This window comes from Nocardioides sp. NPDC057767, assembly GCF_042798275.1.
Taxonomy (GTDB): Bacteria; Actinomycetota; Actinomycetes; order Propionibacteriales; family Nocardioidaceae; genus Nocardioides.
This window is the reverse complement of sequence record NZ_JBHVKJ010000045.1, coordinates 1-14113: the sequence shown is the minus strand read 5'-3', so window position 1 is coordinate 14113 and position 14113 is coordinate 1. Positions and strand designations below refer to the sequence as shown.

The 14113-nt window shown below is 63.7% G+C and carries 7 protein-coding genes and 1 pseudogene; 3 read left to right on the top strand and 5 right to left on the bottom strand.

Annotated features, from left to right (window positions below; translation table 11 throughout):
• Positions 1-194 precede the first annotated feature (194 nt).
• Both ACFVDI_RS21110 and ACFVDI_RS21105 read right to left on the bottom strand, forming a co-directional pair.
• Positions 195-674: a hypothetical protein gene (locus ACFVDI_RS21110; protein WP_378909645.1), complete on the bottom strand. Its 480-nt coding sequence runs from the start codon at positions 672-674 to the stop codon at positions 195-197.
• Positions 675-713: 39 nt separating this feature from the next.
• Positions 714-3368, bottom strand: a complete 2655-nt coding sequence (locus tag ACFVDI_RS21105) for an RHS repeat-associated core domain-containing protein (protein ID WP_378909642.1) — start codon at positions 3366-3368, stop codon at positions 714-716.
• Here ACFVDI_RS21105 and ACFVDI_RS21100 point away from each other — a divergent pair.
• Complete coding sequence (locus tag ACFVDI_RS21100; RefSeq protein ID WP_378909640.1) at positions 3361-3492, top strand: hypothetical protein; 132 nt, start codon at positions 3361-3363, stop codon at positions 3490-3492. The two genes, ACFVDI_RS21105 and ACFVDI_RS21100, sit on opposite strands and share 8 nt — an antisense overlap.
• Before the next feature lie 33 nt (positions 3493-3525).
• Here the strand turns inward: ACFVDI_RS21100 and ACFVDI_RS21095 are convergent.
• From ACFVDI_RS21095 to ACFVDI_RS21085, 3 genes and pseudogenes are all read right to left on the bottom strand, one after another.
• Positions 3526-3702, bottom strand: a pseudogene (locus ACFVDI_RS21095) (ISL3 family transposase); the annotation flags it as partial.
• 76 nt (positions 3703-3778) lie between these two features.
• Positions 3779-4153 carry a hypothetical protein gene (locus ACFVDI_RS21090; protein ID WP_378909637.1) on the bottom strand — a complete coding sequence of 125 codons (375 nt, stop codon included), beginning with the start codon at positions 4151-4153 and terminating at the stop codon, positions 3779-3781.
• A gap of 12 nt (positions 4154-4165) precedes the next feature.
• A complete protein-coding gene (locus tag ACFVDI_RS21085; RefSeq protein WP_378909634.1) occupies positions 4166-12592 on the bottom strand; it encodes a DNRLRE domain-containing protein in 8427 nt (2808 codons plus the stop codon).
• Positions 12593-12928: 336 nt separating this feature from the next.
• On the opposite strand from ACFVDI_RS21085, the gene ACFVDI_RS21080 reads away from it, so the two are divergent.
• Together ACFVDI_RS21080 and ACFVDI_RS21075 are read left to right on the top strand one after the other, a co-directional pair.
• Entirely contained in the window at positions 12929-13183 is a 255-nt protein-coding gene (locus ACFVDI_RS21080) for a LysR family transcriptional regulator (RefSeq protein ID WP_378909631.1), read from the top strand.
• A gap of 134 nt (positions 13184-13317) precedes the next feature.
• Positions 13318-14049 carry a L,D-transpeptidase family protein gene (locus ACFVDI_RS21075; protein ID WP_378909628.1) on the top strand — a complete coding sequence of 244 codons (732 nt, stop codon included), beginning with the start codon at positions 13318-13320 and terminating at the stop codon, positions 14047-14049.
• Positions 14050-14113: the final 64 nt, after the last annotated feature.

Genomic DNA, 14113 nt, shown 5'->3' with positions numbered 1-14113 from the left:
CGGTGGCGTTCTCGACAGCGGTCTGCTGGTAGACGGCGTCATAGAAGTAGCTCGTGAAGAGCGATCAAAGACAGACGTACGCTGTAACAACCCGGCACACCAGCCAGCATCGATCGCTTCCAGCCGCCGGTAATGCACGCCGGACCCGCCCCGGCACTGGACCCGAACTACACCGCCATCTGTGAAGAGCCGTGTCACAACCCAAAGGAGTCGGGATCGTTTGGTGGTGCGGCCAACGACCTCCAGGTCGCCGGAAAATCCTCTTTCAAGTATGAAACCAAACTCGAGCGCGTCACAGGAAGGCACATCCGCATCGCACGCTCAAGAGTGTCTCGACTTTCGAGGAATTCCTCAAACACACTGAACTTGACCGCCGTCAGAACGTACCCAACTTCACTCTTCAGGAGTCCCTCCAAATACTGAAAACAAGCGGAAAGAACTCCCGCGTCACCCGACACTGACCGCAATTCCGGCAACATAACCGGGACCGCGAGGGCCGAATGCAAGAACAAAATCAAGTCAGATTCCACCTCGGGCCACGCATCGAGCCAGTCAGTTCCATCGCCGGATATACGCGCCAACACCTCATCGGCACCCGGAATTACTTCCGCATATACTTGCACGATTTCATCAAATTCGATTCTATCCATGCGTTTCCGTTCATGAGAAGTCACGAAACATACAGAACCATCGAGGAACTTCCCATCCAGTCATCATGCCGGAGGGATCGGCTTCGGAACTGTCGGATTATCATACCTCCAGCCGAACGGGTCAATTGAGTCAAGGAACATTTCCTGCATACCGCCCCAAAGCCCGTAGTCGCGAACGTACCCAGGAGTCGAAGCTACGGTCAAGAGCGGCGCAGCAATGCCAAACGCCTTGTATCCGCCGCGCAGGTTCGCTGGTTCGCCTACCGGGCGAACTGGCGCCTTCGGGTGCGGCCCTGACGCAAACTTCTGACCAGTCACGGACGACAAGGGCTCAGACTTTAAGACAAATTCACGATTGCTTGTGATCGCCTTCAACGTTTCCGGGCTAGACCGAACGTGAGCGGTCACATTCCCTGTGACATCGTTCGAGTTGAGCGCATTCCAGAGTTCCCCTGCTTCGGCCTTCGCGATTTTCAGATCCGCGTCCGAAAGAATCCCGTTACCAGTCTTCTGTCGAGCATTCCGGTCCTTAGCTAGAAGCTTTGCAATTCCAGTAAGAAGAGCCGATCCCTTTTCGACATGCCAACTGCCCCGTGGCTTTCCAGTGTTGTACTCGTCGATAATCGCAGTGGAAACCTTCCCGTCTCCGAATAGATCCTCATCGGCTACAAACTCGCGCCCATAGATCTTCTTGAGGAGGTTATCCAGGTCAGAATTATCAACGGCTGGAGCGTGCGCACGCGGGCGGCTTGCACCTGGATTCGAATTCTGCTCGCTTGGGAAGATGGGGTTCCCATCACCGTCGATAGCCACATGTCCGTCGAGTTCGATTCCCGAGATCGGGTTTCCTGACGCGAACGCGTACCGGGATCCGGTAAACGGATCAGCACCGAGCCCCATATCGGCCAGGGCACCGTTGTACATGTCGCGGGTCGTGAACGTGTTCAGACCGGGGGCGTAGTCGCGGAATCCCATGTCATAGGTCGCCGACCCGGCGTCCCAGCGCTTGCCGTTGAACCTGTAGGCGTTGAACGACTCATCCGAGGGCTGCTCCGGATTCGCTGCATCGGGTTTGTCGATTCCGGTGAACTCCGCGTCGTCGTTCTCGCCGTAGGCGGTGTACCCGTAGGTCGCGACGGTCTTGCCCGCGTCGTCGGTCATGGTTTCGACGTCGGAGTGGGCGTTGTGGCCGTAGTAGCCCGTCTCACCGGCCTCGATGCCGGCCTCGGCATCGGCCTTGTACGAGACCTGGGAGAGCCGCTGACCCCACGGGGAGTACTGGTACGACTTGGTCAGCTCACCAGCAACCTCATCCCCCAGGACCTCCTGGGACAGGCCGAGGTAGGTGTAGTCGGTCGTCTTCCCGCCGCTCCCTGAAGTCGTCTTCGAGGCCGTCCGGTCCAGCGGGTCGTAGGTGTATCGGGTGGCCTCGAGGACGCCAGCATCGTTGGCCTGTTCGGCGACCTTGATGTGGTCAAACCCGTCATACGTCGTCCGCGAGATCGTCTTCCCGCCACCTACGACGCTGGTCTGGCGACCGAAGGAGTCGTAGCGGTACGACGCGGTCTGACCATCGACCGTGGACGACAGGAGTCGGTTGCGGTCGTAGTTGAACGACGTCGACGTGCCGCCCACCGTCTGCTGAATCACGTTCGCATTCGCGTCGTGAACATAGTTCTCCGTTGACGCGCCGTGACCGGTCTTCGTCTTCCTCGACAGTCGGTCGACCGGGTCATAGACATACGTGGTGGTCGAATCCAACGTCGCGGAGGCGTTATCTGCGTTCCGCTTCGAGGCGACATCCTCGAGCTGATTGCCGTTCGCGTCATAGGTATAGGTGTGCGAGGCGACCAGCGCACCCGCGGAGGTCTCCTCGCGCATCGACTTCAGTGCGCCGTCGGACTGGAAGGCGTTGGTGGTGACGTTCCCGTTGCCCTTGGTGATCGTCTTCTGACGACCCAGGGCGTCGTAGGTGTAACTGGTGACCTTGCCAGCCTTGGTGTCATTCAGGTCATCGACCGTGACCTTCGTGAGCAGGTTCCGCGGGTCGTTGTAGACGTACTCGGAGGACTGATCCGGATGTGCGACCGTCAGCGGCGCACCCAGGTTGTTGTACGTGTACGACGTGGTCGCGGCCGGCGACCCCGCGAGGTCTTCGCGGACGGACTTGATCTGGTTCAAACCGTCATAGGCCATCGCGTAGGCATCGGCGTTCTTCGCGGTGCCGCGCGAGGTGTCGGTGATGTCGGTCAGGTTGCCGTTGAGGTCATAGGCATACGCGAAGGCCTTGTCCTCAACATCCGTGTCCGCGGCGTTGTCACGAACCAGCCGGACCGCGTCAGCAACCACAGTCCCCGTGCCCGAGGGCGCGAGAGCGACGGTGACTTTCTCACCCTTCGACAAGGTGACCTTGCCCAGCGTGTTCCAGGCGGCCGCGCCGGTGGTCTGGTTGGCCGTGAAGTTCACGTCCGTGCCCGCGCCGTCACCGTGGTTCAAGGTGAACTTGGCGTCGGTCGCCGCACCCGACACCTGCGGCCACGCGGCCGACAGCGTGTAGGAACCATCCGCGGGGACATCGAGCGTCCAGGTGAACTTGTCCGTCGATCCCGCAGCAGCGGCATGGGTGCGGTGGCTGGTGCCCTGCTGACCGGTCGCCGACGCCTTCGTCCACGTGCCCGTTGCGGTGTACAGGCCGTTGGTGTCGTCGTCAGTGACCACGGAGTGGGACCCGACCGGGACACCATCGTCCGACTTCGCCTTGAGCTTCCCGTCGGGGAAGTACGCCCACGTCATCGTCCGGCTGGCAGAACCATCGGCCGAGGTCAGGGTCCGGGCAGCCTGAGCACCGAGGTCGTCATCCTCTGTGAAGGACGCCGCCGAACGGCTCGTGCACCAGCCGACGGATCACCGTGCCCGCGGGGCCCTCGGCACCGCAGCGGCGACACCACTGGTCAGGCTTGACAACTCGACACAGCAACATCGCCTGATTCGGGTCGAGTCGCTGACCGATCGCGACGAGTCCGAGTTCGTCCGGGCGCGTGAAGGTCGTCAGGTCAGGGGTTGTAGAAGGGCTTCGACACCGTCACCCCCACCTGAACTCGGAAGATCCGGTTTCGCCGACCTGGCTACTACTCCCACATGCCAGCCCGCACCACGTGGGCATATAGTTCGCGGTCGTCAATCGTTGACGGCTCGCCGTACGCAAGGTCATCCTCCGAAAAATACAGGCCGCGCGCCACCACATAGCCGTGCCAGTCACCCACATCAAGTGAGAACTTGAACCGGCCTCCATCCGCAGCGCTCTCAGGACCCGCCAGCCCCACGACCAGATCCTTCATCTTGCTTCGTACCTGCAGTTCCGTGACCCCGCGGAACATCATATCCATCCGCGTGTGCGAGCCGCTGTCCCGATTACTGCGGAGCAACAGAACGCTGTGACTCACATGGTAGGACCAAACCTGGAAGGTCCTACCTGGGTTGAAGGGCATTTGCATGTTTGCCATCGCCGAAGCCTTTCACGAGAACGGGTTTGGCTGCAGCTCGCCGCCAATGTAGAAGTCGACGTATTGAAGCGCGTCGTTCTGCTTGAGGTACGCAATTTCCAGGTCGGTCGCTCCTCCGATCTGGCGAGAGTCGCGCAGCAGAGAATTGCCAACGACGGATTCTACGCCGTTTTCGACCCCGTCCATCCCGTCAAGACTAAAGGAGATCTTTACGTAGGACGGATCCTCAGCAATCACCTCCGACGCAGTCCACACCGTGCCCTTCCAGTTCCGATCGCTCATCAGCGTTCGACCGCCCACTGCAGACGCAAACTTCTCAAGGTCATCGCCGGATTCCAAGCCGAGCACAATGTGGTCGGCGTGGCCGGCCGCACCAGTAGCGGCACCGCCACTCTCCCTACTCAAGAGCCTCCAGAGTCCCAGCGCGCCCGCGCCAGCACTGGCCGCGGCCACACCCTCAGCTCCTGGCACTGATTCCAATGCCAACGCAGCGCAGCCTTGAGGTGCCACGGCACAGGCTGCTGCCCCTGCAGCGAGGATGTAGGCGAGAAGTACGTTCTGCTGCGACTCTTCGTACGTTGGCCCGTCGATCGTTAAGCCGTCCCCAAACCCAGCAACGTTGCCGCACCGTTCCCCGGTGTGATCACACTTCACCGGAACATCAGCATATGGATCCCTCTTGGGCGGCCCCGAGGTCGGTTCGCCACAGCCTGCGCTGCCCGGGTAACAGGCACTGCTACTGGTCGCCTCGTTACCACCGCCACCGGTCGCCGCGTCGAACTGGTGACCATCCAACTCGATCCTGCTGATCGGATTGCCAGCCGTGAACGCATACCGGCTCCCGGAGTATGGATCGATCCCGAGACCCATGTCGGCAAGGGCGCCGTTGTACATGTCGCGGGTCGTGAAGGTGTTCAGGCCGGGGTTGTAGTCGCGGAACCCCATGTCGTAAGTGCCTGAGCCGGCGTCCCAACGTTTGCCGTTGAACCGGTAGGCGTTGAACGACTCATCCGAAGGCTGCTCGGGGTTGCCTGCTTCGGGTTTGTCGATTCCGGTGAACTCGGCCTCGTCGTTCTCGCCGTAGGCGGTGTACCCGTAGGTGGCAACGGTCTTGCCAGTGTCGTCGGTGACGGTCTCGACGTCGGTGTGGGCGTTGTAGCCGTAGTAGCCCGTCTCGCCGGCTACGACACCCGCCTCAGCGTCGGCCTGGTGGGTGATCTGGGAGAGGCGCTGGCCCCAGGGCGAGTACTGGTAGGACTTGGTCAGCTCACCAGCGACCTCCTCACCCAGAACCTCCTGAGACAGGCCGAGGTAGGTGTAGTCGGTCGTCTTCCCGTCCGTACCGGACGTGGTCTTGGATGCGGTCCGGTCGAGCGGGTCGTAGGTGTAGGTCGTGGCCTCGAGAACCCCAGCGTCGTTGGCCTTCTCAGCGACCTTGATGTGGTCGAACCCGTCATACGTGGTCCTCGAGATCGTCTTCCCGCCACCCACAACGCTGGTCTGGCGACCGAAGGGGTCGTAGCGGTACGAGGCGGTCTGGCCATCGACCGTGGACGACAGGAGGCGGTTGCGGTCGTAGTTGAACGACGTCGACGTACCACCCACCGTCTGCTGGATCACGTTCGCGTTCGCGTCGTGAACATACGTCTCACTCGAAGCAGCGTGACCGGTCTTGGTCTTCCCCTTCAGCCGGTCGACCGGGTCATAAACATACGTGGTGGTCGAGTCCAGGGTCGCCGAGGCGTCATCAGCGTTCTTCTTCGACGCCACGTCCTCGAGCTGATTGCCGTTCGCGTCATAGGTGTAGCCGTGCGACGCGACCAGGGCGCCCGCGGACGTCTCCTCGCGCATCGACTTCAGTGCGCCGTCGGACTGGAAGGCGTTGGTGGTGACGTTCCCGTTGCCCTTGGTGATCGTCTTCTGACGACCCAGGGCGTCGTAGGTGTAACTGGTGACCTTGCCAGCCTTGGTGTCATTCAGGTCATCGACCGTGACCTTCGTGAGCAGGTTCCGCGGGTCGTTGTAGACGTACTCGGAGGACTGATCCGGATGTGCGACCGTCAGCGGCGCACCCAGGTTGTTGTACGTGTACGACGTGGTCGCGGCCGGCGACCCCGCGAGGTCTTCGCGGACGGACTTGATCTGGTTCAAACCGTCATAGGCCATCGCATAGGCATCGGCGTTCTTCGCGGTGCCGCGCGACGTGTCGGTGATGTCGGTCAGGTTGCCGTTGACGTCATAGGCATACGCGAAGGCCTTGTCCTCAGCATCCGTGTCCGCGGCGTTGTCACGCACCAGCCGGACCGCATCGGCAACCACGACGCCCGTTCCCGAGGGAGCGACGGCCACGGTGACCTTCTCACCCTTGGTGAGCGTGACCTTGCCCAGCGTGTTCCAAGCAGCGGCGCCCGTGGTCTGGTTGGCCGTGAAGTTCACGTCCGTGCCCGCGCCGTCACCGTGGTTCAAGGTGAACTTCGCATCCGTCGCCGCACCCGACACCTGCGGCCAAGCGGCCGACAGCGTGTAGGCGCCGTCCGCAGGCACATCCAGCGTCCAGGTGAACTTGTCCGTCGACCCCGTGGCTGCAGCGTGGGTGCGGTGACTCGTGCCCTGCTGGCCCGTCGCGGACGTCTTGGTCCACGTGCCCGTTGCGGTGTACAGACCGTTGGTGTCGTCATCGGTGACCACCGAGTGCGACCCGACCGGAACACCGTCATCGGACTTCGCCTTGAGCTTCCCGTCCGGGTAGTAAGCCCACGTCATCGTGCGTGAGGCGGAGCCATCCGCCGACGTCAGCGTCCTAGCGGTCTGCGCACCGAGGTCGTCGTACTCATAGCGAGTCTTGATCCCCCACGCATCGGTCGAGGACTTGATCCAACCATTGGCGTAGTACTCGACCGTCGTGTCGTTACGGACCGTCTGACCATCCGACGGCGGCAGGCTCGTCTTGATCGCTCGCCCGGCGGCGTCGTAGGTCGTCTCGGTGTAGACGTTCGGGTCGTTGTACCGCGCGTCGGTGGGGTCGTAGGGCTGATAGGAGCGAACCGGGCGGTTGAGCTCGTCATAGGTCGTACGGGCCACGAAGTCATCCGCGTTCGCGGTCTGCGCGCCACGCGGGGTCGTGACCCGGGTGGTGTTGCCGACCTCGTCGTACTCATACCGGGTCGTGCGGTAGACCGTGCTGTCCCCGGTCCCTGTCCACGGCGTCTTGGTCTCGATCTGGGCACCGCGCTCGTCATAGGACGTGTAGGCGGTGTGACCTGCGGCGTTGGTCGTCGACAGGGTCAGACCATCGGCGTCGTACGCGGTGCTGGTGGTGTTCCCCTCAGCGTCCTTGACCGTGAGCGGCTGATGGTTGAGGTCGTAGGTCGTCCTCGAGGTGTAGTCGGTCGTGTCGGTCGACTTGGTCTTGGATGGGTCACGGACCTCGACGACGTTCCCGACGTTGTCGTAGTCGTACTCGATCCGGTCGGCGTTGGCGTTCTCGACAGCGGTCTGCTGGTAGACGGCGTCGTAGAAGTAGCTGGTGACGAAGTCGCCGGCATCAGTGGTCGCGGTCCCCTTCGGCTCGGTGGCCTTGAGCAGGTTCCCGACCGTGTCGTAGGTGAACTTCGAGATCCGGGCCGCGCTCGAGGACGTGTCCTTGGGTGCGGTCGACTCGCTCACCTGGTCGGCAGCGTCGTAGGTCGCCGTCGAGATCGCACCGTTGGGCGCAGTCGAGACGGTGACGTTGTCGTTGGCGTCGAAGACCGGCGCCGGGGTCGTGATCGTGCGCTCGGCACTCACCTTCGTGGTGCCCTCGAGCGGACGACCGAACGCGTCGTACGCCTGCGTGACAACACCGTCGAGCGGGTCCTGGACCTTGGTGACCAGGCCGCGGTCGTCGTAGGTCGTCGTCGAGATCTTCCCGATCGCGTCCTCGGTCGTCTTGGGATAGCCGACCGGGGTGTAGTCGCGGTACTTCGTGACGTTGTCGTTCGCGTCGGTTGCGGTGAGCAGCTGGCCGAACGAGTCGTACGTGTAGGTCGTGGTGTAGTCGCCGGCGGTGGTGGTCGCCAGGCCCTTGCCGTCGGTGACGGTGAGCAGGTTGCCGTAGGCGTCGTAGGAGAACTGGTTCTTCCTGCCCGCCGGGCTGGTGGTGCGGAAGATGTCGGCGGCGTAGCCGTCGGCGCGGGTGGCGTACTCGTAGACGCTCGAGCCGGCCGGGGCGGTGGCGGCGGTCTGACCCGCCGCACACTCGGACGCGGCCGGGGCACCACCGTGCGCCTTGTTCTGCTCGGGGTCGCGCTGCCAGATCGGGTAGCCGGTCTTCGGGTCGTAGCAGTAGGCCGTGACCGCGCCGTTGGCCTCGGTCAGGGTGCGGGTGTTGTTGTCGCCGTCCCAGGTCAGCTCGACCTTCTCGCTCTTCGCGTTCGTCACCGAACGCGGGCGGCCGAGGTCGTCGGAGACGTACTTCGTCGCGTGAGATTCGGAGTCGGTGACGGTGGTGTCGACCCAGGTGTTGGTGGTCGCGTTGGTGGCGTAGTCGAAGGTCGTGGCGTGGCTCAGCCGGTCGGTGATCGTCTGCAGGGACCAGTGGTCCTTGGGGTCGTCGCCCTGCGAGGGGGCGTAGTAGTCCATCGACGTGGAGTTGCCACGCGGGTCGGTGACCTTGGTGAGCTTGACGTTCTTGTTGCCCTGGTCGGCGTCGTAGGTGAACTTGAACGTCTTCGCGATCGAGGCTCCGGAGGCGTCCTTCGCGCCGGCGCCGTCGATCATCCGGCCCATCAGGCCCTGGGTCGTGTAGTAGAACTCGACGCGGCGACCGGAGATGTCGGTGATCGCCTTGACGTGGTCGTAGATCTTCGAGTTCGACAGTTTGCCCGCGTCGGTGACGAGGTTGCCGGTCGCGGCGTCGACGTAGGTATAGCCGGACTGACCCTTCTCCCAATACTCGACGTTCAGGGAGCGACGACCTGCCGGGTCGGTGATGTAGGTCAGGAATTTCCGCGGCTGGTTGTTGGACTTCCGCTCGGTGTAGGTGAACGTCTGGGTGTTCCCGTTCTTGTCCACCACGGACGTCATGTAGCCGTCACATCCGAAGATGAACCGAGTCCCGTCGGGCCGCAGCAGCGTCCAGGCGTCCGGGATCGGGTCCTTCTCGGGGGTGCAGTCCAGGCCGGCCTTCGGCGTGAGGCGGTAGTTGACGCCCTTGGGCGCGATCCATGCCCCCGTCGTGGAGTCCTTCTTGAAGACATGTGTCGTGCCGTCACCGTCCGGGAGACGGATCTCGGTCGGGTTCGGGTTGGGGTGGAAGTCGAGCGGTGCGCCCAGGCGGGTGATCCCGGCGATCTGGCCGGACCAGCCGAAGCCGAGGACGGTGTCGGAGGTGTCCTGGGAGTTGTAGGCGAACCGGCCGAAGGTCGACAGACCGCGACCCGGGTTCGAGAAGGCGTCGTAGGACCAGACCGCGTTGCCGGAGGCGACGTTGCCCATCAAGGTGCCGCCCGCGCCGGTGTTCTTGCCGACGTAGGAGTAGAACGACTCCAGGCCCAGTTGATCGCTGGTCGGTTCCTCGACCGCGACCTCCTGCTTCAACCCCGGCGCTGCGACCGTCCCGGTCGCGGCGTCCTCCACCTTCCAGGTCAGGGTGTAGTCGGTGCGTACGTTGTTGGTGTCCGAGGCCGGCGGAGCCTTGACCTTCGCCGAGACCGTCTGGGACTGGCCGGGCGTCAGTGCGCTGGGCAGGGTCGTCTTCAGCTTCGTCGAACCGGTGGCGTCGGTGCCGTCAGGCAGCTGCCACGAGTAGGTGAGCACCTTGCCCGAGGCGGCCCAGTCGGTCGTGGTCGTGTTCGTGACCGTCACCGGCACGGTGGCGGTGGTGCCGGCAGCGACCCGGGTGGGGGTCGACGGGGCGTAGTAGGTGTCCTCGGGTGTCGCGTCGACATAGATCACCCGAAGCAGCGGTCCGAGCTGCCAGTCCGGGGCCTCCGCGGAGAGCCATTGGGTCCGTTCCTGCGGGCCGGTGCTGGTCTCGTCGGCGAGCTTGATCAGTGCGCCCCGGTTGCCGGACGGGGTGGTCACCCAGTTCTGGGTCATGAGCGTGGCGTCCCACCAGTGACGGCCGACCTCGGAGACCGAGCCAACTGTGTCAGCCGTGTTCGGTCCGAAGTCACCGCCTGGCGTCGTCCATGCCGTCGTGCCGTTCGTCGTGTTCCAGGTCGCACCGGTCTCGGTCCACGCCCCTGCGGTCATTCGACGCAGCTCGTAGGTCGCACCGTCGGTGCCGGTGGTGGTCTCCGCACCCCACAGGAACAGCCGCGACTCCAACACCGTCGCCGTGCTCGGGATCGGTGTCGTGTCGAACTTCATCAGGGACCGCGCGTCGCCGTAGGTCGGCGACGAGTTGCCGGTCGAGAGCCACGCTTGGGGGCCGTAGATGTTGAGCGTGTCCAGATTCGTGGTCGGCTTCGCCGACGACAACGTGGTGTCGGTGACCTGGCTCGGGCCTTGGATCAGACGCATCGTCCGGCCCGCCTTCGGCACACCGACCAGACGCGTCGGGGATCCGATCAGCTCGTTCGCCTTGGTCTTGACGACGATCTGGTAGTAGTAGCTGCGTCCGATCTCGCTGCTCGATGAGTCCGCTGTCGGGGTCGCGGTCGTGTCCGTGAACGAGGTCGCCGACGCGGTGATCGGCGCGACCAGTGTCGCCGCGGACGGGTTGAACGCCTGCTTCGTCGAGCGGTGGAGCTGGTACTCGACGATGTCGTCGCTGCTCGAACCCGTGCTGTTCACATACGCCGGCCAGGTCAGCTCTGGGCCCGTGCCGTGAACGACCTGTGGAGAGTCGAGCGCGGTGCCGACCTTGCCGTACGTCACCGTCAATCGCGGCAGCGTCGAGGTCTCCCCGCCGTAGTCGCCATCGCCCGCCTCATACCGCGGACCGCCCAACGGCGCCGTGCTCGACTCATCGGCCGCCCGCAGCACGAATCCGTGATTCTCGACGCTCCCGTTCAGCATGTTCTGGACCGGCTGCTTGAGATTGAACTTGTGCCAGGTGTTGAACTGGTTGACCGGCTTGGTCACCGTGTCGTTCACAAAGGTCGAGACCAGACCCGTGGTGTTGTTCCAGGTCGCCGTCGACTCGGTCCAGGCGCTCAGCGCCCGACGCACCTGGACGTCGACCGCGTTGCTGTTCGTCTCGTGAGCCTGGTCGAAGTAGAGCTCCATCGTCGCCGACGTGATCGGCGTGTTCGCCGGGATCTCCGTCAGCGGGAACTTGATCAGCGACCGCGCCTTCAACCCGCCCGACCCGACACCGACCGAAAGCTTCCACGTGATGTTGTAGTTCGTGTCCGGCGTCGTCGAGATCACCATCGCGTCCTGTGACGCCGACGCGTTCGGGGTGATCGTGATCGTCGGGTCGATCCGGATCTCGCCCTCACGCTCGGCCGAGGTCAGCCACTCCATGTCGGGCCTGAGCTCGACTTTCCACGTGCCGTCTTCGTCGAGGAGGCGCTGCTTCACCTTGCCCGAGTAGGAGGTGCCGTACGGCGAGGAGGCGTCCTTCTTCTCATCGGTCATGTAGGCGGCCGGGATGACCATCACCGGGGTATGCGCGAGCTCGCCGTAGATGCCGATCGACCCATCGGTGTGCTCGACCGGGTAGAGGTCCTTCGAAACGTCCAGGGTGAAGGTGTAGACCAGCTGCTCGGTGCCCTTCGCCGGAGCCTCGTCCAGGACGATGAACTCCTGGACGCGACCCGGGCCGGTGACGTACTCGAGGTCAGTGCCCTCGCCGAACGCGTCAGCGTAGGCGACCTTCGAGCCTTTCGCGGTCGGCTTCAGGCTCTTCGCCTCGATCCCATCCAGACCCAGGGTTGCGGTCTGACCTGCAGGCGCGGCGAACTTCACCAGCTCTTCGGGCCGGTCCGAGAACCACGAACGACCGCTGTTGGTCGTGTTCGCGAACACGAAAGCCTTGTCCACAGAGGTGCCGACCGTCGTGTCGATGGGTTTCCACGCGGCGTCCTTTCCAGAGCCCGACTGGTACGAGGTCGGTTCCGGAGACAACTCCACCTGGGTGCGTCCGTCGCTCAACCGCCAGTAGCGAGCGCTCTCGCTGCGCTTCGACGTCAGCTCCTTGACCCGCTTCGCCTTCGAGTCGTACTTCGGCGCATGCCCAAAGGTCGACTTGTGCTTGCGGTCCTTGACCGCAGATCCCTTCGCCACCGGTGCCGGATCGAGGTCGTCCTCGTCGGCGCCCTCGCCCGACGAGTCGTCATCGCCACCGAACAGCCCGCCGAGCCAGCCGTCATCGTCATCGTCTTGCTCAGGCGCGGACGCGGCTTCACGGGCTGCCGCAGCATCCGCCTCCGAGACGTTGTCCTTCGCCGCGGCCGGTGAGATCGGCGCAAGCACTCCCAGCACCAGCGCCACCGCCGTGACCGCGACCAACACACCTCGCCGAACGGCGTGGCGTACGAATTCGAACGACGAGAACAGACGACCAAGGCGACCGAGACGGCCCATGACGCACTCCTGCAGGCTCAACAAGTGGGGGTGCCTATGCCCGCCCGGGTACGGCACATACGCGGAGCAGATCTTTACGAACGGGGCGACATCGCCGCCACCTTCGACAACGAACTGATGCGCTTTGACCCATTTACGACCGCTTCGTGCCACCTACCGGCGGGCAATCGAATTGAACTTTCGAATACTTCGGGGATCGGCTTGGATACCTCCGCCCCACACTCGGCGGGGTTCTCGGCGTCCACTCAGGGAGGACCACACATGCACACCAGCTGGATCAAGGCACTCATCGCAGCAGTCGAGTTCGGCAGCGTCGAAGCCGCCGCGCGAGCCCACAACATGACTCGGCAGGGGCTCCGCAAACGGATCTCCAACCTCGAGTCCGCGACAGGGGTCAAGCTCCTCGCCAGCGGCGCTCGCGGAACCCTCACCAGGGCCGGCGAGAAGCGGATCCAGAAGTTTCGGCAGATCCTCGCCACCACCGACGAGGTGCTCAACCTCGAGCAGGCCGCCTGAGCCACGACGGCGACCGGAGCCGCCTTTGTTTCGGACTCGTTACCGCTACTTGCAAGTAAAGCCTTTCATACCCCACTAGGCTTCCGCGGTCCGATCGCTCGGATCGGACACAACCCCCACGAAGGAGAGGTCTCGTGAGACTCTCGATCGACCGGAGAACAGGTCTGGTCGGCGGTGTCGTCGCTGTCGTTGCGACCGCCGCTGCCATGTTCTCGCTTCTGCCCTCGAACGCCGGCGCCGCGACGACGGTGGTCCTCGACGGCGTCTCGGTCTCCGTCCCCTACGGCGGTACTCAGGTCGTCACCGTGAACCGCTCGTCCGGGACGTACGCCAACGTCCGATTCTGGGTGAAGGTCGACGGGAAGTGGACCCAGAAGTTCATGACCACCAAGGGGCGTATCGGCTCCGGCGGGCTCGTTCCGCGCGACCAGCGCAAGCAGGGCACCAGCACCACCCCGATGGGCACCTTCAGCCTGATGTCCACCTTCGGCACCCACGCCAAGGCGAGCACCCAGAAGCTGAGCCACATCAAGATCACCAGCGAGTCCTACTGGGTCCAGGACAACAACTCGGCCTACTACAACCGCTACCGCCTCAAGTCCCAGGGCGGCTTCCGCTACTGGCTCCCGGCCAGCGACGTGAACAGCTCCGAGCGGCTGGCGGCCTATCCGACGCAGTACGAGTACGCGGTCGTCATCAAGTACAACTACGACAACCCCGTCCGCTACCGCGGTGCCGGGATCTTCCTGCACGTCAACGGCTCGGGTGCGACCGGCGGCTGCGTCAGCGTGCCGCGCTGGATGATGAAGGAGTACTTCAACCTCCTCGACCCCACCAAGAAGCCGGTCATCGCCATCGGCGCCTGACCGAGGAACCCACCGTGGGCCGGAGCGAGAATCGCTCCGGCCCCCCCAGCATCCACCCCAGAAC

What these genes read in the sequence shown, in the direction of transcription:
- ACFVDI_RS21080 (WP_378909631.1), top strand. Translation starts at nt 12,929, where the DNA reads ATGCACACCAGCTGGATCAAGGCACTCATCGCAGCAGTCGAGTTCGGC.
- ACFVDI_RS21090 (WP_378909637.1), bottom strand. Translation starts at nt 4,153, where the DNA reads ATGGCAAACATGCAAATGCCCTTCAACCCAGGTAGGACCTTCCAGGTT.